Origin of the sequence: Streptosporangium sp. NPDC000509 (genome assembly GCF_042898365.1) — a bacterium.
Lineage (GTDB): Bacteria > Actinomycetota > Actinomycetes > Streptosporangiales > Streptosporangiaceae > Streptosporangium.
Window position 1 is genome coordinate 16,855 of sequence record NZ_JBIAYX010000027.1, and the last position, 25,360, is coordinate 42,214.

A 25,360-nucleotide genomic window follows, 5' to 3' on the forward strand; every position below is an offset into this window, starting at 1 on the left:
CCTCCTGAGGTCCGAGAGCCTGCCTTGGCTACGGGGATCCACGGATCCGCTGGCCCTTCTATCGCGACACCAGATGGTCTCCCATGACCATCGCGTCGATGTCTATCCGAGAGAACGTCGCCACCGCGTCCTCGGGGGAGCAGACGATCGGCTCCCCGCGCGAGTTGAACGAGGTGTTGAGCAAAACCGGAACGCCGGTGATTGCCCGGAAGGCATCGATCAACCGCCAGTAGAGCTCGTTGTCCTCACGTCGCACCACCTGGATCCGGGCAGTGCCGTCGACGTGCGTCACCGCCCCAAGTCTCGGACGCCAAGCCTCACGGACATCGACGGTTTCGATCATCCACAGATACTCGTCAGGATCGTCGATCTCGAAGCACTGCTCTGCGTACTCGTGCAAGACCGCCGGCGCGAGCGGCCGGAATTCCTCCCGTTGCTTGACCATTGAGTTGATCCGGTCCCTCATCTCGACGGTTCGTGGATCGGCGAGAATGCTGCGGTTCCCCAGCGCTCGCGGGCCGTATTCCATCCGGCCCTGGAAGAGCGCGACGACCTTTCCGTCACTCAGAAGCCCAGCAACCTCAGCGACGAGGTCGTTGAGTTCGCATCGCCGCCATCGTAGGTCGGTGCGCTCCAGCGTGGCCTGGATGCGCTCGGAGGTGAATGCCGGACCGAGGTAGGGCAGCCCGATGCGCGGGCGAACCCGCTTCCTGGGCACCTCGGCGCCCTCCTCCTCCATCACCACCAGCGCCGCACCCAGCGCCGTTCCGTCGTCGCCGGCCGCTGGCTGGGCGAACTGTCGCCGGTACATCCCGCTCTTGCGGATGGCCTGGTTGACGACGCAGTTCAGGGCCACGCCGCCGGCCAGGCATAGATTCTCGCTGGACTGCTCATCCCGGTGCGCCGCCAGGAAGCCAACGACGGTCTCCTCGGTCACGGCCTGCAGCGCCGCGGCGATGTCGAGGTGACGCTGCTCAAGGTTCGCACCCGGTTCCCGGGGCGGGCCGAGAACCGAGGCGAGATGTTCCAATGACCTCTGGTAAGTAGCGCGTTCCTGTGCTGTTTCGTTCAAGTATGTTAGAGGCGTGGTGTAACGGCCGTCGTTTTGGCGGACGATAAGGGTGTCGAACGCCGGACGAAGTCGCTGCGGGTCCCCGTAGGGCGCCAGTCCCATGACCTTGTACTCGTCGAAGTTCATCCAAAATCCCAAATGCATGGTAACCAGCCCGTAGACGAGTCCCACGGAGTGCAGTCCGCGCACCTGGCCGCGCAACCGCAGTCCCTGCGATCCGCCTGTGTAAAGCGACGTGCTCTCGAACTCCCCAATCCCGTCGGCGACCAGGACATCGGCAGAGCCGAAGCCGGAACAGTGCAACGCGCTAGCGGCGTGGGCCTGGTGGTGCAATATCGGGATGACCTTCAGGTCATCGCTCCAGAGTTCCCTTGGAAATGCTGCGAATAGATCGCGGTGTATGACCTCTGGCGCGTACACGTGCTTGTATTCTTCGATCGCCCCTTCGGATTCGAAGTATGTCTGGTACCGGCCGAAGTCAAAGTTGTGCGCGACCGCGCTCACGTCACGCGGAGTGATGCCGGCCGCTCCGAGCACATACTCGATCGCGGCCTGCGGGAATTCCCCGGTGCCCTTGCGTCGCACGAAACGCTCCTCGGCCGCGGCGGCCACGATGCCATCCTCGGTGACGAGAGCCGCTGCCGAGTCCGCCCCCTGGGCGAGCCGATATACACGCTCGTCCAGCCCCGGAAACGACCGCCGCATGTATGGCTGGCTCTGGCCCAGCCCGCTAATTCCCAGGACATACCGCACGATTGCTGATCCTCTCTTGTCGACACTGCCGGTTCGCATCGGTTTCTTCGATCTCGATGAACCTTGGGCAGGTGTTTCGTCGGCGGCTCCAACCCAGCCCGGCCGGGCCGGGCCGGGCCGGGCCGGGCCTGGCCTGGTCAGGTCATCGCCACCGCGATCCGTCGCTCCCCTTCGTACGGTTCGCGTCCGTGGGCCGTCAGCATGTTGTCGATCATCAGCAGGTCGCCTTGCTGGTAGTCGAACCGTGTCGCTGCCTCACGATATTTCTCGCGGATGTGTGCGCATACCGCCGCTGGAATTTCCGCCCCGTCACCGTAGACGGTGTTATTGGGAAGGCCGGACCTTCCGAAAAGCTCCTCAAGGACTCCGATGACACGCTCGGGAAGGGTTGTCCAGTGGAAGAAGGCTATGTGGTTGAACCATAGTTCATCGCCGTTTTCTGGATGGCGATGAAGAGCCACTCGATCGGCTACAGTGCGGAGAGTCCCGTCGCTGTTCCAGTGCGTTTGTATGCCGTTGTTTCCGCAGTAGAGATCCACGGCTTCGCGGCTTGTGGTTCCAAATACCTCGCTCCACGGCAGGCCGATCTGTGGATGGTAATTTCGGATGTGCCGCCAGCCGCGCCTGCGGAACTCTTCGACGAGGTCGACGTCAAGCGAGGCGGTGATCTGACGCACGTCGGCCAGTGGCGTTGCCCCGCCTGAAGTGGGCGGCCGCTGGCAGAAGAAGAAGAGCCTGCCCGGCCAGGTCGCCTGGTAAGAGTTTTCATTGTGGAAGAATATTTCCTCCTCCCGGGTGTACTCGGTCGATGTGTAGATTCCGGACTCGAGTTGCTTTCGCGGTGTGGAGCGCTCCGTGTATGGCAACGGGTCGCCGCCCAGTGCCTGAACCGCCTTCGCGAAGTCGGCTGTGCTTTCGAGGGGAAATCCTCGGAACAGGACACGGCCCGCTGACATCAGCCGCTCGTTGATATACCGGGACTGCTCGTCATTCAGCCTGGCGGTCAGGTCACCGTTCAGGTCGGTTGGCGTGATCGGGATGTCCGGCATCTTTCCTGTCACTCCCATGACGCGCTCGACTTTCCACGTTCTGTGACGTTGATCTGTGTGTTGATCCGAATGAAACGCGGCAGCGCATAGGACGGAAATGTCTGGCGCAGGTGCGCGAGAAGATCGCTTTGGGTCGTCCCGCCGTCCCGAGTCACCACGGCCGAGTGGAGGCCGTGCACCTCGTCCGCCTGGACGGCGGCGCTCACCACCCCTGGAAAGGCATTGAGGCAAGACTCAAGAGCGGCCAGGTTGATCCGAAAGCCGGCGACCTTCGCCTCCCGTCCCAGCCGGCCAACGTAGGTGTAGGTTCCGTCGTGGTCGCGCCGCACGCGATCTCCGCTGTGGTAGCTGCGCTTGCCGGCGGAACCGGGGAAAGGTCGCAACTGCCCGCGGCCATCCTCAGCGTCGTCCGAGTTCGAGACGGTGAGGTAACCAGTCGCCACCTGCACCCCGGCGATTACCAGCTCACCCTCCTCAAGCTCCTCTCCGGCCTGGGGCGGCTGTCCCTCGATACTCAACTCCACACCTGGCGGGGCGGTCCCGATCGGAATCTCGTGACCGGTGAAGCCGGCCGGCACGGTGTAGCGGCAGCAGCCCACAGTCGCCTCGGAAGGGCCGTACTCGTTGACCACCAGCGTGTCGGGGAGACTGTGCCGCCAGCGGGCGATACTTTGCCCGTAGAGGGCCTCACCTCCGACAACCAGGAGTGGCATCGAGCACCGGGCTCCACGCGCCTCCAGCAGCTCACACAGCATGTTGACCTGGCTTGGCGTCATCTTGACGAAACTGGAGCCCTGGAGGATGCCGGGGTCGGTGGCGACCTGAAGCGGCCAACGCAAGGGATCGAGAACCTGTACCCGTCTGCCGTTCAGGAGCGGTCCGAGGAGGCTGGTGATCGTCAGGTCGAAGCCCAGCGAGGTGAACAGCGGTGCCCCCCATCCTCGGGCGCAGTCGTACTCGCGCATCGACCAGTCGAGGTAGGCCCGCACGGCAGGCTCGGGTACGACGACTCCCTTTGGATCGCCGCTGGTGCCTGAGGTGAAGATCACGTACACGGTGTCCTGCGGGACGGTTGGTATGAGGCGGTTGGCGCCTGGATCGTTGGCCACGTCCCCGGGGCCGAGCCAGACGACGCCGTCGGTCGTCCCGCCGGCGTCCCCGAGGATGAAGGCGGCACCGCACAGACGGGCGATCCTGGCGGCAGTGCGTGGCGGCACGCGGAGATCGATCGGAGCAAAAGCGGCTCCGGTCATCAGGATGGCCACGATCTGGACGAGGGCGGTCGTGCTCGGGGCCGCCTGGATAGGCACGATCGCCCCGGGTCCGGCCCCGCGTCGGCGCAAATGGATGGCGACCTCGCGTGCGTGCGAGAGTAGCTGCGCATGGGTGGTGACCGCGCCCTGCTCGATGACCGCGGCGGCGGTGGAACCGGTCAGTTCGCCGACAAGGCTGTGCGCGCGCGTGGTCACGGCCTTGCCAATTCTGCGCAGTCGACGAGGTCGCCGACGGCGACCAGCAAACGACGCACGCCCGTATAGGGGTTACGAGCGTGGCTGCGGCGCAGGTTGTCAACGACTATCGTGCGGTCCGCCTTCCAGGGCACGACTTCCTCCAGGTCGGAGCAGATTTCTACAAGTTCGTCGATGACGGCGTCGGGGATCGGCCTGCCGTCCCCGCGTCGGCACCCTTTGGGAAACTCGTGAGGCTCGTAAAGCAGACTGAGCGAATCGTAAATATCCTCGTCCAGTGCCCGAGGATGCCAATGCAGGATTTGTGCTGTCAGCGAGGGTCGGCCGGTGGCCGGGTCGAGGATGACAGCCGGCCGCCGCTGCTCGGTGGTAAGGATGCCGCCGCGCTCATCCCACCTCCAGGTGGCGCCCTCCCGTTCGCAGGCGCGCTCGACAACGGTTGGATCAGTGGTGCGGTAGACCTGGCGCCAGTCGAGCCCGAGGTCCATCCCCAGTCGGCGAACGTAGGTGACGCCGGTGGCGAGGACGTCCTTGGCCGAGTTGCTAAGCCGCTCGTAGACGGCCGTCATGTCCGCAGTCGGTGTCTGCCCACCGTCCCCGATCTCCTGGCAGCCGAAGATGATTCGCCTGGGCCACATGCGCGCAAACGTGTTCTCGTTGTGCCACAGCAGCTTCCTGGTCCGTGAGTAGGGGGTCGGACTGTTGATCGTGCCCGTGGGGTCATCGTCGATGCTGTTGTGCTCCGGGTTGTCTTTGGCGAGCGGCCCGCAAGCCGCGGCGGCGAGTCGCTGGAAAGTCGCTACGTCCTGGCACAACCCATCGCCGTCGATGACGACCGCACCGTTACGGCGAAGGTGCTCCGCAACCGCCGTGGAGTTGGCGAGCCACCACACTTCCGGTGGGCCGTCGAGCCTAAGGTGCTGCATCGGGGGCCGCCCTTTCACCGTATGCCGCTGCCGAGATCAGGTGCTGGCGTGCCAACTGCGCCAAACGAGCGATACCGGTGCTGTCAGCGGTGCCGCGTCGTGCGGTCACCGTCACTTCAAGGCTGGTATCGGTGACCGTCACGCCTACTGACAGCTGGTTACGTGCCACCGGCAAGCGGATGTCGACGGGCCGCAGGTGACGCAGACGACGCCGATGCCGGATGTCACGGAAATAGAACTTGCAGGGGTGACCGCCGTGGCCGGCGGCTTCGCTGACCGGGCGGATCTCCTGCCGCATGGCGGCGGCCAGCCGGCGCATCACAGCCGTGTGGACGGCGGCGGCCGCGGCCGGACCGGACGTGCCGCGGTCGACGGTGGCGATTTCCAGTTGAGACAGGTGGAATCCCATCGTGTCCTGGGACGTGCCGGCCAGCGGGCGGAGGTCCACGTCGATGTACGCCATGACCGTCGCCGGCTCCGACCAAGCCGCTGCGGCAGCCGCCAGGTGCCCGACTGTCCAGGCGAACGGGGTGACTCCGGCCCTCCGCGCCGCGGCCGCAAGTTGCTCCCAGACACGGTCGCCATTCGAGATCGCCAGGTGCCGCTGCAGGTCGGTCACGAGCGGGGCATGGTCTCGCGTGGCAATGCGGTGCACGGAAGGACCGCAGCCGGGATGGTGATGTCCCGCGTCGCCTGCCCCGGGTCCGGTAAGCCAGCGGTCGACCTCGGTCCAGAAGATCACCTCGGAATGTGCGTCCCAGACGATGTGGTGGGCCAGAACGAACAGCCGCGTGGCGTTTCCCCTGCAATCGGCCTGTGCGGCCAGGTGGATCAGCGGCCCGGTCGCGAGGGGGGTCGGCAGCCCTGCCAGGTGGGAGACGACGTCCGTGCGCCGCCATTCCGCCGGGAACACAAGGACCTCCGCGGGCAGCGAAGCCGCAGGCGACTCGAGAAACTTGTGAAGTATGCCTTGCTCGTCGACCGCGAACCGTGCCAGCGCCTCGGGATGGCAGGCCAGGGCAGCGGTCATGGCGCCGGCCGCGTCGCGAAGGCTCACCTGCGACCCGGGGCATAGCTCCGCGGCCGCCAGGCACAGGTAACGCCCTCGCAGTTCGGTCGCCTGCTCCTGATACCACAGGCCGAACTCGGCTGCGGTGGCAGGCAGAACCGTCGCCATCTCAGCGTCGCCTCGCTGCGATAACGCAACGCGTTATGGTAGCCAGCTGCGGAGCCTCGAAGACCTCGAGCATCGGCAGCGTGACATCGCACGCGGCTTCAACCGATCGCACCAGCCGGATGAAGGTGAAGGAGTCGGCGCCGCTTTCGAAGAGGTCGTCGTGCGGGGCCGGCTTCATCGCGGACTCCGGCGCGATATCACGCCAGCAGGCTTCAACCTCTTCCAGGACCCGCGGGTAATCCATTGGCCTCATCGACCCGCCTCTTCTCGAGCACCGGCTGCGGCGGCCTGTTCCGCGACAAGGTCGCCGGCCAGGTCGTGCCGGATGAATTGGCGGGTTTGCTCGATGTCGTCGGCCAAGACGCGGTCGTCCTTGAGCCGGGGCACTCGTGTGCGGTAAAGCTCGTGTGCGCCGCGGACTGCGGGGGAAAGGACCAGCCCGGCTTTGAGATCGGCGGCCTGGCATGCGGTCATCAACTCGATGGCCAGCACGTTCTCCAGGTTGTCCACGATCTGCCGCAGCTTCAGCACGGAGGTGCCACCCATGCTCACGTGATCTTCCTGCAGTTGGCAGGTTGGAATCGAGTCGACGCTGCCGGGGTGCGCCAGGGTCTTGGCTTCGCTTACCAGCGCCGCAGCGGAGTACTGGCTGATCATGAGCCCGGAGTTGACGCCGGGATCCTCGGTGAGGAAGTCCGGGAGACCGCGGCGTCCGGACAGCAGCTGGTAGGTCCGGCGCTCGGAGATGGCGGCAAGCTCGGTGGCGGCGATGCCGAGCATGTCCGCGGCCATGGCGACCGACTCGCCGTGCAGGTTGCCGCCCATGAGCACCAGGTCGTCATCCACGAAGAACAACGGGTTGTCGGCGGTCGTGTTGATCTCGCTGAGGATCGAGTTCTGGGCGTATGCGATGTGCTCGCGCACGGCCCCGTGGACCTGAGGAATGCATCGGAACGAGTAGGGATCTTGCATCGACGGTGCAGCGGAGTCCAAGGCTGCGTGGTTTCCGCCGCGGGTGTAGTGGGAGAGGTTCTTGGCGACCACCGCCCGCCACCGGTTCCCCGAATCGCGGTGGTATCGCTCGTGGAAGAACCTGTCGGCGCAACTGAATGCCTGGGTGCTGATCGCCGCGATCAGGTCGGCCGAGCGCGCGAGCTCAAGGAGGCGCCGCAGTTCGATCACCGCGACGGCCGAGATGTACTGGGTCCCGTTGGTCAGCGCGAGACCGTCCTTGGGACCGAGCTCTACCCGGCCCAGGCCCAGCTGCTCCTCGACGTCCTTGGTGTCGCACACCTGGCCGTCCAGGATGATCTGGCCGAGGCCCAGGAGGGGAAGCGCCAGGTGGGACAGGGGTGCGAGGTCTCCGCTCGCACCGACGGTGCCACGCTCGGGTACCACGGGGTGGATGCCGTTGTTGAGCATCCTCAGCAGGCTTTCCGCGACCTCCAGGGACACGCCGGTGTAGCCGTTGCGGAAGGTCAGCAGCTTGATCAGAAGCATCATCCGGACGACTTCAACGGGCGCACCGCTCCCGATGCCGCATGCGTGGGAGAGGATGTGGCGACGCTGGAGTTCCGCCTCTTCGCCGGGCCGGACGCGGACGTTGGCCAGCGCGCCGAAGCCGGAGTTGACGCCGTACAGCAACTCGGGTCTCGCGGCGAGCGAATCGACCCACTTGGACGAACGTCTGATCGCCTCGGTGACCTCATCCGCCAGGACCACTGTGTTGCCGGGATCGATCCCGGCCATCAGCTGCTCGAGTTCCCAGCGTTCATCGGGCCGAATCACGACGTTGGCCATCGCCGAACCTCCTCATTGAGAACTGTTTCGTCATGGTGGTGAGAGTGGCGTCGGCCTCAGCACACAGTGCACGTGCCATTTCACCGTCGGAGCGGCCCGTGACGACGCAGGTGATGTCCTCGGCCAGTGCGCCGGCCCGGAAGTAGCACGCGAGGGCATGGCGCGGGGGCGAGCCGATGAGCTGCGTAGCCGAACTCGCCACGCCGTCGATCTCGACAGCCGGCGCAGGCACGTGATCCTCCAGGACGACGACGACGTCGCCGACGGGTGCCCACCCTTGTCCCGGCCGTACGCTGCCGAATCCCGGGACCAGCGCGGCGAAGTCGACAGCCGCCAACAGGTCGCGGTTAACCGCTTCGATGACGCGGGTAGTGTCCTGACCGGCAGCATCGACCAGCAGGGGCACGTCGACCACGTAATTGCCGATCGAGCGGACCTCATCTGGAGTCCGCGTTGAGACCGGTGTCTCGACGACAACCTGGTCCCGGTCCAGCACCCGGCCGACCGCCCTGGCGATCAACGTGATGAGGACAGCCGCCCGGCTCACTGACAGGCGGTCCGCGAGTTCCCTGATCGGCTGCGTCGGCAGCCGCCAATCGACCACCGACGCTCCCGCGGCGGCATCGTTCGGGCGCAGCCGCTCGTCGTAAGGCTGAGCCTTCAGCCCACGCCTGACCGTGGACCAGTGCCCTGCCGCGGACTGAACGAGACAGGCATCCGGTCTTGTTGGGGGCAGCACACACAGCGAAGACAGCGATGTCCGGCGTTCCGGTGTGCCAAGGCGGTGCTGCAGCTCCGCTACGAGCAGTCCCATGCTCACTCCGTCGCATACCAGGTGGTGGGCGATCAGATAGACGCCCACCGGTGCGGGCTCCGTGCGCGAGCGGACCAATATGGCCCGGACCAGCTGATCCGCCCCGACGTCAAACGGCTGGTACGCACTGCTGTCAACCTCCGGTTGAGGGAAGGTGTCGGCGGATGCGGAGGTCTGGAGTACGTCGACCCGCGCAACGCCTGCTGCGTGCAAAACCCGTCGCGGGCGATCGCGGCCCAGGACGTACCGGACTCTCAGCTGGGCTACGTCCTTGAGCAAGTCCGACAGCGCTTGCCGGAGGCGCTGCTCGGTGATGGCCGCATGCGTGGTGAATCCCCCGACGACGTTCAGTGCGCCGTCGCCGGGAAACATCTGACTCCACACCCAGATCGGCCGTTCGGTGGAGGTCAGCTCCTCACCGAAGGTTACGGGGGCAGCGGTCGATACGGATCGCGGAGTCTGACGACGGTTGCGGTCCACCACGCCGGCGAGCCCGGCGACCGTGGGGTGGGCCAGGTAGTCACGAATCGTCAGCCTGACTCCTAGGTCGCGCTCCAGGTGAGCGCTCAACTCGAGCGCCAGGAGGGAGTGTCCGCCGCTGGCGAAAAAGTCAGTCGAGCCGGTTATGGCCACATCGGGCAGTACCCGCTCGAACGCCGCGGCGACCGCCTTCAGCGTCGTCTCATCCGCCGTCACCTCCACCTGTTCGTCGCCCGAGTCGGCTACCTTGAGCGACCGGTAGTCGACCTTCCCGGAATGCAGGCGCGGCAGGTATGGACGGATCACCACCCGGTCGGGCAGAAGGCGGACCTCCACCGTCTCGGTGATCTGCGTCAGGACCGCGGCACGATCGAGGCGGCTGTCGGACGGCACGATCCAGACGTGGATCATCACCTGCCCGTCTGCCTCGTCGGCTCGAGCGGCCGCCTGCCCCACGGCCGGGAGCGCGTGGAGCACCGCCTCCACCTGGTCGAGATTGATCCGTACACCGCGTCGTTTCACGGTTCGATCGCGCCGTCCCGACAACCGCAGACGACCACGGTGGTCCAGATAGCCGAGATCCCCTGTCCGAAAGACCGGGACGCCATTGGGTGCCGGGAAAGCCACAAGCGAGCCGGCCTGCTCCGATCCGTATCCGCGACATAGGTGCTCGGACTCCACCACGATCTCGCCGGGGTGTTGCGCTGAGGATCCGGATCGGCCGTCCAACGGCTCGATGGACAGTGTCCGTCCTGCGATCGCTTTACCAACCGGAATGTCGCCCGAGTCTGCGTCCTCCAGGGTGATCTGGTGCCAGGTCAGCAGAATGCACTCCGAAGGACCGTATTCATTGTGCAGTCCGACCTTGGCCCCGCAGCGCTCCGCGGCGTCGAAGACCTGCCTTGCCACTTGCGGGTCGAACCACTCGCCGCTGCACATCACCTCCGTCAGGTGCGGCGGCCACGACGCCCCGGGCCGCACCGCAGCGGACGCCACCCGCCTCAGGATCGACGGAGTGGTCTCAAAGTGGGTGATGCGCGCCTCTCTCAGCCACTGAAGCACCGCGTCCCCGTCATTGCGTATGGACATCGGCGCGACAACGCCTGTCGCGCCACTGGCCAGGGCCGAGATCAGCTGGCAGTAGAGGGCGTCGTAGGTGGGGGCCGCCCACAGCGCCAGGCGGTGGCCCGGCGCGAGGCCATATCTGCCGTTGAACTCCGCGCAGTAGGACTCGATCGCCGCACGACTCATCTCGATCAGCTTCGGGTCCGCTGTCGTGCCAGAAGTCCGAACACAGTATGCCGCCGCCTGCGGTGTCCGCACCGCCATGCGTTCGCTGTGCTTGAGCACAGCATGGTCATCCCATTGCCGGGCGACTTCACTCAGGTCCCGCCCGGTAACGGTGACCGGTTCATCCATCAGGTTCGCAGGCGTGGTTTCGGCGGATGGGCCGGCCAGGAGGACCACGTCGGCGGCGAACTGATCGATGAGCCGCCGCCGCACGGCGTTGCTTTCCTGGTCGTCGATGACCATGAAGGTCCGCCCCGCCCAGAAACATGCCGCGATCAACGCGCTGACCTCAATCGACGCCGCACCGACGATGGCGACCCGTTCCGCGTGCCGTTGACCGAAGAACTCATCGCATGTGCAGGCAAGGGCACCGAGGTCGGCGTACGACAAGACATTGCCTGTGCTGTCCACCAAGGCTGTCTCGGCGACTCCACGACGGATCCGCTCATCCAAGATCGTGGCCAGCGCCGCCCGTCCGTCCGGACCGGAGCTGATCATGATGGCTTCCCCCCGGTCACTCGGCGTTCGCCATCGTCGCCACGAATTCATTCATGCTGGCCGCGGACATCAGGTCGTCCAGTGAAACGTCGTATCCCGCCTCCCGCAGCCCTCCCAGCAGGGAAAGAATGCCTAGCGAGTCGAGACCAAGCCCGAATACGTCTACCGTCATGTCCGTCAGCTCGCGACCAGTCACTTCGCGGAACTCTTGTTCAAGAACCTTGCGCGCCCGCATCGTCAGCGTCCTTTGTCGAGTAACGCGAATTAGTCATATCGCCGCGATCACGGCTCATCGGCTCTTCCCTGCGCTCCGCGTGCCTGAAGCCGGCGTGTCGACAGTCCAGTGCATCCGTCACCGCACTTGTCTGTTGCCTGATGACCTCGGGAAATTCGGCCATCAGTCGATGCAGTGCCGAGCGGTCGTTGTTCTGCTTTGCACTGAATACCGCCACGGGCAGAGCAGAATAAAATCGAAGTACCGTGCTGTATCGTTCGCTGATATGGCGTTGCCATAGATCATCGCCGAGCAGCAACTGCAACCGCTCGGACATCAATTTGCTGTGCTCGAACAGCGCCCGCGGGGCATGGAGATCGAGCCCCGCATCTTCTTCGGGCGGCGTGTCCAGGAGCTCGTCCCGGTACGCTTCAAGCGCCGCTACGCCGTACAGGCGATCGTCCGGCATGACCAGACCCTGGGTAGCTCGACCCGGATTCCCAGAAGCGAGAAAAAGCTCGATCTCAGCAACCACAAACCGTGGGTCGAACCGGTAGGATGCCATTTCATTGAATTTGAAGAGAATGAATGATCGCGTCCACGGCCGGTCCGCGTTCACGCAGGATTCGTAAGCGGCGTCAAGCTCCGCCCATGAAACACGGGTGGTTTCAAATCGAATCGACTCGTCGTAACCCAGTAGATACGCAATCCCTGCATCACTGTCTGATCCATGGACAAGAACGTCGTGATGAAAAGGACTCTTCCCGTGCGTCGGCCGTCTCGGAATAAAGAACTCATCGACAAACGCGTAGATATACCAGCCATCGAGAATCTGTGCATGAACGAACTCGGCGAAGCTGCGGCCGATCCACCTTTGCATCCACTCACGGTCTGCCCTGATAGTGTGCAGATACGGATTGGCCGCGAAATCATAGGAATAGAAGCACAACGACGGGGACTCTATCGGGTGCTCATCATAGGCCAGGTGTATGAAGTTCGAGAGAATCCAGTCACGGTTCTTGGGGGCATGCGCCTCGATGATGGAGACCGGGTACGCATACGGCTGGTACGCCCGGACGCTGGGATTCGTTGTCACCGGCAAAATTGTGCGGTGACGCCGCAAATCCTCGACGTGTTCCACCTCTACCCTGTTCACCGATATTGTCCGACTACCCATGCGCGCTCGGCCGGCCCTTGAATTCGGCTGACGGCAAGCGCGTCGGACACGTACTCGAGCGGGGTGACGATTTCATCTCGGACCGCCTCTTCCCATGCGGTCGTCGGGCCGATTCCCCACTTGAACCAAGGAATCATGTCATCGACCACGAGCGTGGCGCCTGGCTTGGCCAGCCGTCGAGCGTTCGCGATGTCCGCCTTCGCACACGAGTACTCGTGGCCTCCGTCGATGAAGACGAGATCGAAACCATCCATCGGGCCGGCTACCTGGAAGGCCGGAACGGTTTGCGTGGAATCTCCGTAGATCAGGCGATGGCGACCCGGGTAACGAGAGTCGATGAACTCCTTTGCCGACTTAACGTGGGTCTCGGTGTTGATTTCAAAGGATGTGACCTTCGCCTGGGGAGAGCTTTCGAGGAAGGCGATGCTCGAGAAGCCGATATTGAAACCTATCTCGGCTATGGAAATGGCCTTCCGGGCACGCGCCAGATACATGAGATACAGGACCTGGGACAGGCAGCTAATTCCTTCGCCCAATGCGCTTCCATGCCCTTGTGCATGCCGGAATATGTCCTCCATGAGCGAGTTAATACGTGATCGATCGCTGATTCCCGAGTCAGGGAATAGGGCAGACTTGAGTCCCGTTGGAGGCATCGACATGTCCATACGGCAATGTTGGCTTTTTAAAGCTTCCGCTGTCAACACCTCGGTGCTGCCGGCGCTGAGGAAACTTCGAAAAGAGCCGTCATAGCAAGAATCCCTACCGAGGTACCCCCGGTAGGGATGGAGTGATTTATTTGCGCAGCGTCACTCGGAAATCGATCATCCGGAAGCGGACATATTGCTACCGTCGCCGATCTTGGCGGTCCTTCGCTTACCGGTATTGTCCAACTGCCCACGCGCGCTCGGTCGGTCCCTGAAGCCGGCTGACGGCAAGCGCGTCGGACACGTACTCGAGCGGGGTGACGATTTCATCTCGGACCGCCTCTTCCCATGCGGTCGTCGGGCCGATTCCCCACTTGAACCAGGGAGTCATGCCATCGACCACGAGCGCGGCGCCTGGCTTGGCCAGCCGTCGAGCGTTCGCGATGTCCGCCTTCACGCACGAGTACTCGTCGCCTCCGTCGAAGAAGACGAGATCGAAACCATCCATCGGGCCGGCTACCTGGAAGGCCGGAACCGTTTGCGTAGAATCTCCGTAGATCAGGCGATGGCGACCCGGGTAACGAGAGTCGATGAACTCCTTTGCCGAGCCGGCGTAGGTCTCGGTGTTGATTTCAAAGGATGTGACCTTCGCCTGGGGCGAGCTTTCAAGGAAGGCGATGCTCGAGAAGCCGATACTAAAACCTATCTCGGCTATGGAAATGGCCTTCCGGGCACGCGCCAGATACATGAGATACAGGACCTGGGACAGGCAGCTAACCCGGTCATCCAATACATTTGCGCGCCCTTGCACATGCCGGAATATGTCCTCCATGAGCGATTGAATACGTGATTGATCGCTGATTCCCGAGTCGGAGAACAGAGCAGAATTGAGCCCCGTTGGAGGCATCGACATGTCCATGTCGAAATGTTGGCCTCCGAAATCTACCGCTGTCAACGCTTTGGTGATGCCAGCGCTGAGGCAGCCTCAGAAGAGCCTTCCCTCGTGACAGCAGGTCGGCTTCCGAGGTAGCGGAACGTCGCGGCATGTTTGTTGTCCTGCCCGGCAGGACAACAAATTCGCAGTTTCCAGTTGACAGCTCCCTGGCTGACTCTCAGGCAGAGGCGGGGGCGTCTTGGTCACTTCGCGGGTGTGGTCTATGCCGCCTGGCTGGTGCTGGTCGGCTGCCAGCGTTCGTCGAGCAGTGCGGTGACGGCGATCAGGCCTGCCAGCGCGATGAAGGATCCCAGGCCGATGACCCAGCGCGGGCCGAACCATTCCGCCAGCACGCCGCTTGCGAGCATGGTGACGAGCGACACCCCGGCGTAGATGGCGCCGGTCGTACCCACGATCCGGCCGCGCAGCGAGCGCGGCGTGCTGAGCAGCAGCCAGGTCTGCCCGCCCACCCAGGAGATGGTGAAGGGCAGCCCGGACACGACGAAGGCGATCAGCGCCAGCGGCAGCGACGGCCAGATCGCCAGCACCAGGATCGCGCCATTGGAGATCGCGGCGCCGAGCAGGACAGGAAGACGGTACCCCAGTCGGCGGACCACCGTGCCGATCACCGGGCCCGCGATCACGGCCGAGACCGCGAACGCGCTGTTGACCAGGCCCATCTGCCCGGACGTGGCGCCGATCACGCCCAGCATCAGCACTGGAAACAGGGAAGACAGCGGCCCCTCCTTGATCGCGTCAAGGACTTGCAGGAGTACCAAGCCCCGGACGCGACGGCTGCGTCGAAGCATCGCCAGATACCCGCCGCCGCCTTCTTCGCCTTCCTCCACCGTGCCGCCGGCGGTCGGCGTCTTCCGCCTGGAGCCCCGCAGGAGCAGGCTGAGCAGTGCGGACAGCAGCATCAGCGTCGTCACCCCGATGGCCGTCCAGCGGAATCCGGCCCATCCCATGACGAACCCACCGAGCGCCGGCCCAACCAGCCTGGTGGCATTGGAGGCGAACGAATTCAGGCCGTTGGCCTCGGCCAGGTCCTCGGCGGTGACGTAGTCGGCAATGAGCACCTGCTCGGCGGGAATGTAGAGCTGCTGCAGGACCGCTTGGGCGAACACCGCGGAGACGAGGCCAAGCGGCGAGTCGGCGAGTGCGAAGACGGCCACCAGTACCAGCACCCGCAGGAAGAGCGCGATCCGTATGATCCGCAGGGGGTTGCCCCAGCGGTCCGCGACACTCCCGGCCAGGTGCCCGAAGGCTAACCCGGCCACGGTCGGGACCGCCGCGAGCACGGCTGTCCAGATCGGCGATTGGGTGAGCTGGTAGATATGGACGCTCAAGGCGATGCCCACGCCCGATCCCACCAGCGACGAGACCAGGTTGACGACCAGCAACGTCCCGAAGTTCGGATTCCTCATCAAGAACCCGATCGGTTTGACCCCCTTGTTGACGCTCACCTGGCCGCTCCTTTCGGAAGCATGACCACATCAGCCATACGCGAAGACATAATCGTACGTCAGTTCATGATGTCAAGGTGTTTCTCTGGCTTATTGACGATTACAGATGCCTGCGCTAGTAATAGTCAAAGGCGATGGTCGAACCATCAATTCTTGCACGCCGTGAGCGTGTGTGGAGAAGTGGTATGTCAGTCATCAAACTTACACCGCGATCTTCAGTACCCGTACATTTCTCGACCGAGACCACCCGGCAAGGACCACTGACTATAGGTCAGCTCAACATTCTGAAGTGGATTAATGATTCCAGTTCGGTAGAGGGTCGTCCGTATCCTGTCGTAACGTGTGCCATCAGCCTGAGTGGAACGGCGAGTGTGGAGGATGTCACTGAAAGCCTTGCCATCCTGATCGCCCGCCATGAAGTGCTGCGGACGTCCTTCACCGCCGGACCGCAGCCATGTCAGCGTGTTTCCTCCGTTGGCACATTGATGGTTGACATCTATTCGCTGGAAGGCGGCCGAGCCAATCGGGTTGACGTTGAAGCCGAGCTCGCCAGGCACCTGGAGATCACAGCCCCAAGACAGCCTGATGGGCAGCGGCTGGCCGGCCAACAGTTGCGAGTTGCCCTGGCCATGAGCGCTGAAGTGGTATGCGCAGGCTTCCTGGAGTTATCTCACATGGCTGTGGATAGGGCAGCCGCGCGAATCTTTGAGCATGAGCTGGCTGAACTGATAAGCGATTCTGCTGCTCGAGTCATAGGACCGCCCCGTCATCAGCCTTTGGATCAGGCGGAACTCGAGCGCTCGGAGCGTGAATGTCAGAAACGTCATAGAGCGCTGGAATACTGGAGCAGCAATCTTGCCGTAATGCCCTCGCCTCTCTACCTGACGCCTTCCGCGGGGTCCGAGCTCACAGAGGCGAACGCTGACGACACGGTGGGCGTCTACATGTCATCACCAGCCGCTGCACTAGCCGTGCAGTGCGTGAGCGCACGCACGCGAACCAGCCGGTCCAGCTGCCTGCTCGCCGCGTTGTGCGCCGTGCTCTCAGTGCGTACCGGCTATCGCGAGATAGTCTTTCCCGTGATGCCCTCAAACCGCTTTGAGCGCCACCTTTACGACTACGTCGGTACGCTTGCTCAAACAGGCATCGCCGCTATCGATGTCGGCTCTGCGAGCTTCGATGAATTGGTAAGGCAGGCATGGCGTGGCATGCTGGAAGGTTGCATGCACAGCGTTTACGACGTCTATGAGCTCGAAAAAATCCACAACCGGATATCGCATGACCGCGGCGTCTATTTCTATTTCGAGGCCATCTACAACTGTAGTGTCATCGAAAGCGGTATACCAATGAATGAACGTGCACCATCGCCCGAGCACATGACCGCCATGCTGAGTCGGACTCAACTGCGCCATTACCCTATGCCGTACCGTCTGGCAACACCCGTCCGATTCGATGTTTCCAGGCTGGAAGGCGAGGTGGAACTCTGTGGCTGGAGTTCCGACATCGGCCGAGTGCCGACGGAACACCTGATATCGTTGCTGCAGGCCATTGAGCGCCTCCTGGTAGCAGCAGCCGGCGGCAACCTCGATCACGAGGGTATAATCGATGTCCTTCAGATGGAGCCAGTCCGCCGGGACTCGAACTGGGTGAAGGCCGATGCCCAGTGGGTTGAGCTGACTGAAATCCAGAGACTTCTCGATGACGCGTTCGCACCAGCCAAGGCGCGGATTTTTTCACAGGTAGCCGGCGAACCGCTTGTGGCGTACGTCGAGGCTTCCGATTCCGTCCGCACGCCGGAACAAGCTCACGCACGGTGCATGGCCATGCTATCCGCACACCCGTCAGCGATGACGCCGCGCTATTACGTTATATGCGAGGCGGTTTCGGTCGGCGTTGACGACCCCATCGGTTGGCCGGCAGGGGCAAGTGCAGGGACGGGAAGGGGCGCGGGCATCCCCGCTGAGCACAGCGAGCAGGGCTGACGCCGGCAGCGGGCCGAGCCTGTAGCGGCGTCCCCGGCGGCTGCGCGGGTCGGGCACGGAATCGAGGACCTCGGCCGGCGTATGCAGGTCAGCGGCTGGGGCGGGGAGGGCGACGTGCTCCAGGTGGCTGGAGAGCACGTCGATCGGGGATGATGGCACGCGAACGCGGCCCCTGTTCTTGATCGACTGGCTTAGACAACCGACGATCATCAGGGGTCGCGTTTGTCATCTCCGTACTGGGGCGCCCTTACTGGGTCACCCGCCCCAGGGACGCAGCAGTCTCACCGGCCGAGAACGTAACGGCCTTGGGAAGCTGTCGGGGGATAATGGTGCCAACCTTGCCTGTGGATTCCGATCCGAGACCATTCCAGGGCGCGGTTGTAAGCGAATTTTCCCGTTTCAGAATGGACTTGTGTATCCTATCAAGATGGTCGGATGGCTCCAGGCCAAGTTCCTCTCTGAGGATGGCCCGGATTTCCTGGAATGATTCAAGGGCGTCTGCTTGCCGGGCTGACCTGTACAGGGCGAGCATGTGCAACGCTCTCAGCGGCTCGCGCAGTGGGTAAGCTCTGACGAGCTCACTCAGCTCGGCTACGAGTTCGTGATGCCGATCGAGTTTGAGCTCAAGCTCGATACACTCTTCGGTGGTCCTGATTCGTTCCTCTTCAAGCCGAATCGCCATCGTTCTGACCACCCCGCTCTCGACGTCCGAGGCGACCGCCGTGCCGCGCCACAGCGCGAGAGCGGCACGAAGCTCGGCTGCTGCATCCCTAACCTTCCCGGCAGCAGCCAGCTCCCGGCCGGAGTTGATCATCCGGCGGAATACAGCAGAGTCGAGCGACTCGGCGGGAATATGGATGGTATAGCCTACCAGATTGGTGACGATCACATGATCTTCGCCGAATTTCCGCAGCTGACGCCGCAAGGCGGATATGCAGGTCTGGATCTGGCCCTTGGCGGTGACGGGTGGATCCTCTCCCCATATCCCCTCAGTGATCCGGTTGAGCGATACGAGATTTCCTACCTGCATGAGTAGCATCGCTAATATGGTTCGCTGGCGGCCGTGCGGAAATTGCAGAGCAATTCGATCAAGTGAAACATCGAGCGAACCAAGGATCCTGAAATGCATAACACGAAGCCTTTTCGACTTGATGGACACGAGGTGGAAAATTCCGCGTTTTGGCGGACAGTCCCGTGGTCGCCCGGCAGATCCGACGGTCCTCCCCATCGTCGCGGTCCGTCAAAGGGGCGGTGGGGCCCGCAACAGCCGGGTCGTGTAGTCGGCCCACGCTCCGGTGTACGGATGGGCGAGCACCAGATCGAGGGTGCGGCGGGAAACCTGCTCCACCCGGTCGGGTAGCTCCCAGGCGCGGTCCCGATGCGGCAGAGGACCCATGAGGTCCGGCCGCTTCTTGACTTTCTCGTCAACCGCACGCAGCAGGCGCCGGCTGTGTTCGGCCTGCCGAATCCCGCGGACTACGCGAGGCGTCGCCTGCCCGTGCGCCAGTTGATCGAAGTCGCGCCGGGGAACCTTGTGCGTTCGGAAGTCCAGGTCATCAAAAGGATATTCTGCCTGCATGGCAAGCCTTCCTGCGTGATCGACTGCGGCGAGCCGAGGGTCAGCCAACTCCGGTTGCGTTCGAGCAGGAGGTCTTGCTTCTGGTTGGGTCCTCGGCTTCCTCAACGACATGTGGCAGGGTCGGTCCGAGTGCGGCAAGGGGCATTCCTCGCAGTACCGTCAGTGAAACTCTACCGAGATCAAATAGCTCGGATTCGAGGGCGGGTTGGGCGTCATCGAGCGGGTTCATGTGACGAATCCCCTTTACTGGTCCCCTTTACTGGCCCGACCGTTCGAGCGCGCCATTGACATCATGGCTCATGGTTTGCCGTTCAGGAAGGGCGCTTTTTCCCTTGCGTGGTCCGCGGTGCCTGTCAAACCCAATGAGACATCAGTTTACTTTTGTGGTTTGTGGTGAGGTATTGGCCTGAAGGGTCGTGAGTGACCTATTGATCCATACCCTGGCGGGCAGCGACGGCGGGTAGGGGCGTCGACCACGGAACCGTTCGGGGCGGGCCAGGAAGGCCGCGTTCAGCGTGGCGATCCGCTTGGCGTGGATCTTGACGGCGGTGCCGTCGTGCACGGACGCCGGGCCATGCATCGCGATGCCCGAATGACGATGCTCATTGCTGTAATAATCAAAGAACTGTTCGCAGAAGACACGGGCGTCTTCGATCGAGCCGAACCTCCCGGGGAACGCCGGCACTACATTCGCAGATCTTGAGGTAGGGGGTCGCCTCGGCTGCGGTAGTGGCTGATCAATGCCCGGCTCTGATGAACGAGTCGGAAATGCAACCAGGACAGCACATGGTCGACAGCGGTGGTGGCGGGAATGAGTAGACGAGCCAGGACGCAACCTTTTCGGCGCCGCTGAGGGCTAGGCTTGGCCCCGCCCACCAGTCGGTCTTTCGCCACCGCTTTGAGTAGAAGTCCCCTGCGCCAAGGCGTGCACGTTCATCGTCCCGGCCTCTCTCACGCACCTTCTACGTCAGCGCGTCGGTCTAGACGCACGCATGCGGGCCGACGGTCAGCAGCTGGGAACGACGGGCTGATGAGTCGGGTCAGGGAGGCCAAGACCGACGATGGATTTGGCGAGACGCTCTACGGAACCGAGCAGTTCGTTAGGGGACAAGGTCAAGTCGATGGTGTCCTGGGTGATCTCGGTCCTCGTGCCGCGTACCACGTGCCGGTGCGGTTCCCCCGTGGCGTACACCAGATGGCCGCGATCGAGGCCGAGTGCTGTGCAGTACGCCAGCATCTGGTAGAGGTCGGCACTGTCAGCGGAGACCTTGTACTTGCTGTCCAGCACCGTGGCCGGGATCTCCCTGCCGGTGGAGTCGATGACGTAGCGGATCAGGTCGGGCCGCAGTGGCACTCGGCGGCCGTGGTCCAGGTGGTGACGCCGGTCCTGGGATTCGGTGCGTCCGCCGTACGGGCGAAACGCCTCGGCCAGGGCCACGGTGACGAAGTCCTCGAACACCCGCCACATCTCCACCAGCAGCCCGTTCACCCGGATCGACGTACCGTCGTCCAGCTCGTAGGAGGCGCCGCGGAGCACGAGTTCCGCCAAGCCGAGGGCGGTCTGGTAGCGCGCGTTGATCCGGGTGGGATGTCAGGCCCCGGCGCCGCCGCACTGACGCCCGCCAGCCTGGCGATGACGTGCCGCAGCGTCCTGCGGGTCGGTACGGCCAAGCCGGGCAGCAGCAGCCGGTTCTCCGCGATGTCGACGGTGTAGTCGTCGTAGCGGACTTCGACGGGCAACGGCAGCCCGTACCGTCGGCGGATCTGGTCGGCCTCTCTGATCCGGCCCCGGAGGACCGGCAGCGCCTCCTCCACCTCCCGATACCCCTGCAACACTCCCCGCCGGAGCGCGCGGTCGGCGGTGTTCATCGTGCCGATGATGACCAGGTTCTCCGGCAGCGTGAACGCCTGACCGGTCCCCTCCGCCGAGGAGTACAGCAGGTCGACCGCCTTATCCCGGTACTCCAGCAGGAAGTACAGCTCACCGAAGATCTTCGCGAGGTTGCCCCGGTTGATCTCATCGATGATCAGGACATACGGCTCTTCGGGGTGCTGCCGCGCGGCATCTACCAGGCGCAGCAGCGGACCGGGCAGCGGCTTGAACGTCACGCCCTGCCCATCCGCGGTCTGCACCGGCCGGAAGCCCTCGAAGAAGTCCTCGTAGAAGTAGACCGGGTGGAACTGCACAAGCTTGACGTTCTCCGGTTTCCCACCCACCAGGAACTGGGCGAGATGCTGCGCGAGGTAGGTCTTCCCGGTCCCCGGCGGCCCATAGAAGATCAGCTGCGGGCGGTCGCGGAGCAGTTCCACGCACTCCTGCAACCAGTCTCGGTCGACGAGCAACTCCTCGGCCAGCTCGGCATCGACATCCGGCAGCACCAGGTCCCGGACGACCGTCGTCTTGGCCGTCTCGGACCCGACCAGCGCCTCCAGTTCCTCGGCGAACTCCGTCAGGTCAAGCACGTCGTGCTGCGTAGCCAGCTTCGCCGAAATCGCATCCGGCAGGTCGTCGGCGAAGTCGAGCGGTGCCTGCGGGTTCGACCATTCGACCGGCCGCTGCAGGTTGGCCCGGTTCTCCACACTCGCCCGGAACGCCGGGCCACCTTTTATCCAGCCGAGGTAGACCTTTCCCCCGTCGTTGCTGAGCACCAGATCGTCCTCGCGCATCCGCGACAGGAAAGCGTGGAACTCGGCGGTCTTCTTCAACCGGTCGTTGTACGAGCCATGCGCGTAGTCCTCGTCCACCGCCGCCCGGATCGCCTCCTGCGTCGCCCCCGGCGGCAGCTCTCGAAGCTTGGAGGCCGGAAGCGAGCAGTATCCCTCCGCCAGCCAATCCCCCACCAGGCTCACCCCGTGCACATTGGACCCACGAACCAGCGCAGATCAAGCAGGTTTTCCCGGATCTCCAGCGGCGGAACCCTCACCGCTTTGTACGCGGCCAGGCCGTGCGCGTGCTGGGCTCCCTTGACCGCGTAGGAAATGGGGACCACGACATCGGCGACGCCGGACTGAGCGGCCTTCAGGTGCTGTTCGCAGGGATAACAACGGCTCCATGGACCGGTGACGGGACCGCAGCAGACGTAACAGATCGAAGGCGCGGGCTTGAGGGGATTGCGAAGGTAGTGGACTTGCTGGGCGACACGTGCGCGGACGGCATCCCAGGGATCAACTGCTCCAGACAAGGTGGGGGCCTCCGGAAGAGCATCAGGGCCGGCTTGGAGATCGGAGATCACTTGCTCGACCACCGACAGTAACTGCTCAAGGCTGGAGACCACATGAACTCCGGGCTTCTTCGCGTACTCCCGGGCCCAGTCGTGTTCCAGCAGTTGGTCGGGCATCACCACGGGGCGGCCGTGCTCAAGGGCCAGCCGAGCCTGGATCCGCGCCCCGCTCTTCCATGGCGCCTCGATCACCACCGTGGCCGCCGCGTAACCGCTCATCACGGCGTTGCGCATCGGAAAGCTCTGCTTGCTGGGCGGCGCGTCCGGCCAAAACTGGCTGATCACCGCGCCTTCGTGAGCGATTCGCTCCTGCAGTGCGCGGTTCTCGTTCGGATAGAACCGGTTGATTCCGGTTCCGATCACGGCCACCGTACGGCCATGGGCTTCGAGCGCCGCCTGGTGCGCGGCGGTGTCGATGCCCCTGGCGAGCCCACCGACCACGGTCACACCGTTCAGAGCCAGCTCCCTCGCCACCGATGAGGCGATCCGCAAACCTCGCTCACTCGCCTGGCGAGTGCCGACGACGGCGATCGCCCGCTGATCCTCAACGAGATCGCCTCGCGAGAACAGCAGCGGAGGCATCTGGTGAATGCTGCGCAGCCTGCTCGGGTAGTCAAGGTCAAAGCAGGCGTGAACCCCGATACCCGCTTCTTCCCAACTCTCCACTGACTCCGCCGCATCCGTGATCGCGGACACCACGGGATCGGACGCGGGAAACAGGGTCTCCTGCAGCCTGCGCCGGGATTCGAGCGCCGTCACCGCACTACCGGTTTCCAACACTTCAAGCCCGATGTCCTGCCACTTGGCCCCGGGACACCGCAACAACGCCACCAGGGCGGCACGTTCACGCAGTTCTGGAACCATACTCCCGCTGCTACCGGTGAACGAGAGCAATGCCCTGGTGCTTACGCTTCCGAGTCTCACCACATCTCCTTGAACGACACCGTCGCCATCGGCGCGGTCGCGGGTCGGACTGCGGCGCCATCATCCGGAGCATCCCCACGTGCGCGGTGAGCACCTTGAAGTCGTGAGAAAGCCCATCCTCCCTATGGAGCATCCCCACGTGGGGATGCTCCATAGGGAATCTCGACGAACTCGTAGACCGGGGACGTGTTCCCCGCGCACGCGGGAATAGCCCCAATGACAAATGCGCATTCCGCCATGGATCGGTCCATTCGATCAGAGTGTTATTCCTGCGACAGCTTCGGCCAATACTTGGGCGGAGTGGCAGCGGGATCGACGACGCGTAGGCGACTGGCCGGGGCCGGGTCGATGCCGCGTAAGGTCACCAAGCGCTGCCCGTCCGCCTCGGTGAGGAGATTCAAGGCAGCGGGCAGTCCGGCGGCGACAGTAGCGATCGCCAGGCCGATTCCGATCATGCCGGGGTGCTTGTGCGGGTATTCGACCCGGTGCAGCCCGGAGGTAGCGATCGCCTCGACCTCTCGGGGGCGCTGCATCTGCCGGGCGTCGTTGGTCAGGATGACGTGGAATCCCTCGGCCACCGCTCGGGGGTAGAGGTTTTCGTCCCGAGTCCCGGACCAGCGGTCGAGATCCAGCAGATGGACGACCTCATGCCCCAGAACGAAGGCGTTGATGGCCTGGTGAAGCGGCCGGGACACGTTCTCATCCAGCAGCAGCCTCACGTGATTCCTTGGGGGGATCGTAGCTATTGACGTAGTCGGCGAAGTCGGCGGCATCCAGAGCCGCCGTAGGGGTGACGCTCGGGTAGTACTCAGAGATCCGCTCCGGGGGGAGCCCATCTCGAAGGAGAGCGGCGACCTCGTCATAAGGGACGCGAGTGCCCTCGATCACCGGCACCCCGCCGCGAACCGCCGGATTCACCGTCACATGCGCACGGGGCCTTAACAGCGGCGGGATGTGTCTGCCGTCGCGGTAGAACGGCTGCAGGACATCGACCATCTCGTGGATGACCACGTTGGCTTTCCTGCGGACCAGGTCGACCGCCTGGTCGGACTCGGCCAGGTAGATGCTGCTGCCGTCGGCGACCAGCGTGTATGACGAAAGGTGATCGTGCTCCTGCAAGTCGCCGCGGAGGGTGTCGAGCGCCCGCCTGATCTTCTGCAGCGAGGCGTCATTGCGCAGCTTGACGCAGGTCCGTAACGCCACGACATCGCGGAAGGAATAGAGAACGGGCCGGGTGCTGGAAATCTCCGGGATCAGCACCGCGCCACGGTTGACTCCGGCCTTGCGCCAGTGGGCGAGCTGACGGAGCGTGGCACCCGACAGCGCCGCCGCCAACTTCGAGTCGAACGCCATCACCTCACCCCTCCCCCACTCCGTGATCCGAGCCCTGCCCGAGACATCATCGCAAATCTCGCCTGGCAGGTCAGGCACTATGCTGCTTCGCCTCCGCCGTTTCAGAAACTTCCAGCGGAGCACGGATGTCACCCTCAGGACACCGACGCTCACCCGAGCCTGCCAGTCGATAACGCACGCCCCGAAGCCTGCCACAGGCATGTTGCCGCCCCCTCTCAGGAACGGCACTCTTCACAACGGCGCGGCCGACAGACAGCACTTCGACAGCCCAATCCGCGACCGTGGCTGATCCCTCGGATAGACCGTCAAGCGGCCGGATCCTCAAGGGAGCCGTCCTTGATGCCGCTGATGAAGGTTCGCCACTCAGTGGAGGTGAAAGTCAGCGCCGGCCCGCTCCGGTCCTTGCTGTCACGAACACCTATACGTCCTCCGTTCAAAGAGGCCACTTCGACGCAACTGCCGCCGTTCCCACCACTAAGGCTGCTCTTTCGCCAGACCGCCAGAGCCATTTCTTCGTGGGACACTTTGCCCCTTTCAG

23 protein-coding genes are annotated in these 25,360 nt (G+C 63.8%); 1 reads left to right on the plus strand and 22 read right to left on the minus strand.

The features are described 5' to 3' along the window. Window positions 1–58 precede the first annotated feature (58 nt). From ACFY3D_RS35770 to ACFY3D_RS35830, 13 genes are all read right to left on the minus strand, one after another. Entirely contained in the window at window positions 59–1,825 is a 1,767-nt protein-coding gene (locus ACFY3D_RS35770) for a carbamoyltransferase (protein WP_389988235.1), read from the minus strand. A 137-nt stretch (window positions 1,826–1,962) separates the two neighbouring features. Further along, on the minus strand, window positions 1,963–2,874 hold the full coding sequence (locus tag ACFY3D_RS35775) for a TauD/TfdA family dioxygenase (RefSeq protein ID WP_389988238.1): 912 nt from the start codon (window positions 2,872–2,874) through the stop codon (window positions 1,963–1,965). 8 nt (window positions 2,875–2,882) lie between these two features. Further along, window positions 2,883–4,343 carry an AMP-binding protein gene (locus ACFY3D_RS35780; RefSeq protein WP_389988241.1) on the minus strand — a complete coding sequence of 487 codons (1,461 nt, stop codon included), beginning with the start codon at window positions 4,341–4,343 and terminating at the stop codon, window positions 2,883–2,885. Then, window positions 4,340–5,269, minus strand: a complete 930-nt coding sequence (locus ACFY3D_RS35785) for a TauD/TfdA family dioxygenase (protein WP_389988244.1) — start codon at window positions 5,267–5,269, stop codon at window positions 4,340–4,342. Before ACFY3D_RS35785 ends, ACFY3D_RS35780 begins: the two co-directional genes overlap by 4 nt. Next, window positions 5,256–6,446, minus strand: coding sequence for a hypothetical protein (locus ACFY3D_RS35790; RefSeq protein WP_389988247.1), 1,191 nt, complete (start codon window positions 6,444–6,446; stop codon window positions 5,256–5,258). Before ACFY3D_RS35790 ends, ACFY3D_RS35785 begins: the two co-directional genes overlap by 14 nt. A gap of 1 nt (window position 6,447) precedes the next feature. Continuing rightward, window positions 6,448–6,690, minus strand: coding sequence for an acyl carrier protein (locus tag ACFY3D_RS35795; RefSeq protein ID WP_350948748.1), 243 nt, complete (start codon window positions 6,688–6,690; stop codon window positions 6,448–6,450). A gap of 5 nt (window positions 6,691–6,695) precedes the next feature. Next, window positions 6,696–8,246: a histidine ammonia-lyase gene (gene hutH / locus ACFY3D_RS35800; RefSeq protein ID WP_389988250.1), complete on the minus strand. Its 1,551-nt coding sequence runs from the start codon at window positions 8,244–8,246 to the stop codon at window positions 6,696–6,698. Next, on the minus strand, window positions 8,218–11,328 hold the full coding sequence (locus tag ACFY3D_RS35805) for an AMP-binding protein (RefSeq protein ID WP_389988253.1): 3,111 nt from the start codon (window positions 11,326–11,328) through the stop codon (window positions 8,218–8,220). The genes hutH and ACFY3D_RS35805 overlap by 29 nt, the downstream gene beginning before the upstream one ends. A gap of 16 nt (window positions 11,329–11,344) precedes the next feature. Continuing rightward, window positions 11,345–11,563 (minus strand): phosphopantetheine-binding protein, encoded by a 219-nt coding sequence (locus tag ACFY3D_RS35810; protein ID WP_389988257.1) that lies wholly within the window; start codon window positions 11,561–11,563, stop codon window positions 11,345–11,347. Continuing rightward, window positions 11,541–12,683, minus strand: a complete 1,143-nt coding sequence (locus ACFY3D_RS35815) for a hypothetical protein (RefSeq protein ID WP_389988260.1) — start codon at window positions 12,681–12,683, stop codon at window positions 11,541–11,543. The genes ACFY3D_RS35810 and ACFY3D_RS35815 overlap by 23 nt, the downstream gene beginning before the upstream one ends. An 11-nt stretch (window positions 12,684–12,694) precedes the next feature. Next, window positions 12,695–13,297, minus strand: a complete 603-nt coding sequence (locus ACFY3D_RS35820) for an O-methyltransferase (RefSeq protein ID WP_389988263.1) — start codon at window positions 13,295–13,297, stop codon at window positions 12,695–12,697. 295 nt (window positions 13,298–13,592) lie between these two features. Beyond that, on the minus strand, window positions 13,593–14,282 hold the full coding sequence (locus ACFY3D_RS35825; RefSeq protein WP_389988266.1) for an O-methyltransferase: 690 nt from the start codon (window positions 14,280–14,282) through the stop codon (window positions 13,593–13,595). 236 nt (window positions 14,283–14,518) lie between these two features. Then, entirely contained in the window at window positions 14,519–15,763 is a 1,245-nt protein-coding gene (locus tag ACFY3D_RS35830; RefSeq protein WP_389988269.1) for an MFS transporter, read from the minus strand. Between the two features lie 185 nt (window positions 15,764–15,948). Here ACFY3D_RS35830 and ACFY3D_RS35835 point away from each other — a divergent pair, with 185 nt between their 5' ends. After that, window positions 15,949–17,745 (plus strand): condensation domain-containing protein, encoded by a 1,797-nt coding sequence (locus ACFY3D_RS35835; RefSeq protein ID WP_389988272.1) that lies wholly within the window; start codon window positions 15,949–15,951, stop codon window positions 17,743–17,745. 247 nt (window positions 17,746–17,992) lie between these two features. Here the strand turns inward: ACFY3D_RS35835 and ACFY3D_RS35840 are convergent, their stop codons facing one another. The 9 genes from ACFY3D_RS35840 to ACFY3D_RS35880 form a co-directional block, all read right to left on the minus strand. Further along, window positions 17,993–18,904, minus strand: a complete 912-nt coding sequence (locus tag ACFY3D_RS35840) for a BTAD domain-containing putative transcriptional regulator (RefSeq protein WP_389988275.1) — start codon at window positions 18,902–18,904, stop codon at window positions 17,993–17,995. A gap of 81 nt (window positions 18,905–18,985) precedes the next feature. Further along, window positions 18,986–19,324 carry a hypothetical protein gene (locus tag ACFY3D_RS35845; RefSeq protein WP_389988278.1) on the minus strand — a complete coding sequence of 113 codons (339 nt, stop codon included), beginning with the start codon at window positions 19,322–19,324 and terminating at the stop codon, window positions 18,986–18,988. Window positions 19,325–19,694: 370 nt separating this feature from the next. Then, window positions 19,695–20,009 carry a hypothetical protein gene (locus ACFY3D_RS35850; protein WP_389988281.1) on the minus strand — a complete coding sequence of 105 codons (315 nt, stop codon included), beginning with the start codon at window positions 20,007–20,009 and terminating at the stop codon, window positions 19,695–19,697. 321 nt (window positions 20,010–20,330) lie between these two features. After that, window positions 20,331–20,873, minus strand: a complete 543-nt coding sequence (locus tag ACFY3D_RS35855) for a hypothetical protein (protein WP_389988284.1) — start codon at window positions 20,871–20,873, stop codon at window positions 20,331–20,333. Then, the gene (locus ACFY3D_RS35860) at window positions 20,810–22,165 is read right to left on the minus strand and encodes an AAA family ATPase (RefSeq protein WP_389988287.1); all 1,356 of its coding nucleotides are present in this window, start codon (window positions 22,163–22,165) and stop codon (window positions 20,810–20,812) included. Before ACFY3D_RS35860 ends, ACFY3D_RS35855 begins: the two co-directional genes overlap by 64 nt. A gap of 5 nt (window positions 22,166–22,170) precedes the next feature. Beyond that, entirely contained in the window at window positions 22,171–23,409 is a 1,239-nt protein-coding gene (locus tag ACFY3D_RS35865; RefSeq protein WP_389988290.1) for a DNA-processing protein DprA, read from the minus strand. A 323-nt stretch (window positions 23,410–23,732) separates the two neighbouring features. Next, window positions 23,733–24,188 (minus strand): DUF5615 family PIN-like protein, encoded by a 456-nt coding sequence (locus ACFY3D_RS35870; RefSeq protein ID WP_389988293.1) that lies wholly within the window; start codon window positions 24,186–24,188, stop codon window positions 23,733–23,735. Further along, the gene (locus ACFY3D_RS35875) at window positions 24,169–24,822 is read right to left on the minus strand and encodes a DUF433 domain-containing protein (protein WP_389988446.1); all 654 of its coding nucleotides are present in this window, start codon (window positions 24,820–24,822) and stop codon (window positions 24,169–24,171) included. The genes ACFY3D_RS35870 and ACFY3D_RS35875 overlap by 20 nt, the downstream gene beginning before the upstream one ends. Window positions 24,823–25,127: 305 nt before the next feature. Next, window positions 25,128–25,331: a DUF397 domain-containing protein gene (locus tag ACFY3D_RS35880; RefSeq protein WP_389988449.1), complete on the minus strand. Its 204-nt coding sequence runs from the start codon at window positions 25,329–25,331 to the stop codon at window positions 25,128–25,130. Window positions 25,332–25,360: the final 29 nt, after the last annotated feature.

Coding starts and splice junctions, on each gene's coding strand:
- ACFY3D_RS35820 (WP_389988263.1), bottom strand. CDS start 13,297: ATGGAGGACATATTCCGGCATGCACAAGGGCATGGAAGCGCATTGGGC.
- ACFY3D_RS35790 (WP_389988247.1), bottom strand. CDS start 6,446: ATGGCGACGGTTCTGCCTGCCACCGCAGCCGAGTTCGGCCTGTGGTAT.
- ACFY3D_RS35880 (WP_389988449.1), bottom strand. CDS start 25,331: ATGGCTCTGGCGGTCTGGCGAAAGAGCAGCCTTAGTGGTGGGAACGGC.
- ACFY3D_RS35825 (WP_389988266.1), bottom strand. CDS start 14,282: ATGGACATGTCGATGCCTCCAACGGGGCTCAATTCTGCTCTGTTCTCC.
- ACFY3D_RS35775 (WP_389988238.1), bottom strand. CDS start 2,874: ATGCCGGACATCCCGATCACGCCAACCGACCTGAACGGTGACCTGACC.
- hutH (WP_389988250.1), bottom strand. CDS start 8,246: ATGGCCAACGTCGTGATTCGGCCCGATGAACGCTGGGAACTCGAGCAG.
- ACFY3D_RS35835 (WP_389988272.1), top strand. CDS start 15,949: ATGTCAGTCATCAAACTTACACCGCGATCTTCAGTACCCGTACATTTC.
- ACFY3D_RS35795 (WP_350948748.1), bottom strand. CDS start 6,690: ATGGATTACCCGCGGGTCCTGGAAGAGGTTGAAGCCTGCTGGCGTGAT.
- ACFY3D_RS35810 (WP_389988257.1), bottom strand. CDS start 11,563: ATGCGGGCGCGCAAGGTTCTTGAACAAGAGTTCCGCGAAGTGACTGGT.
- ACFY3D_RS35805 (WP_389988253.1), bottom strand. CDS start 11,328: ATGATCAGCTCCGGTCCGGACGGACGGGCGGCGCTGGCCACGATCTTG.
- ACFY3D_RS35865 (WP_389988290.1), bottom strand. CDS start 23,409: ATGGTTCCAGAACTGCGTGAACGTGCCGCCCTGGTGGCGTTGTTGCGG.
- ACFY3D_RS35785 (WP_389988244.1), bottom strand. CDS start 5,269: ATGCAGCACCTTAGGCTCGACGGCCCACCGGAAGTGTGGTGGCTCGCC.
- ACFY3D_RS35845 (WP_389988278.1), bottom strand. CDS start 19,324: ATGCAGGCAGAATATCCTTTTGATGACCTGGACTTCCGAACGCACAAG.
- ACFY3D_RS35875 (WP_389988446.1), bottom strand. CDS start 24,822: ATGGCGTTCGACTCGAAGTTGGCGGCGGCGCTGTCGGGTGCCACGCTC.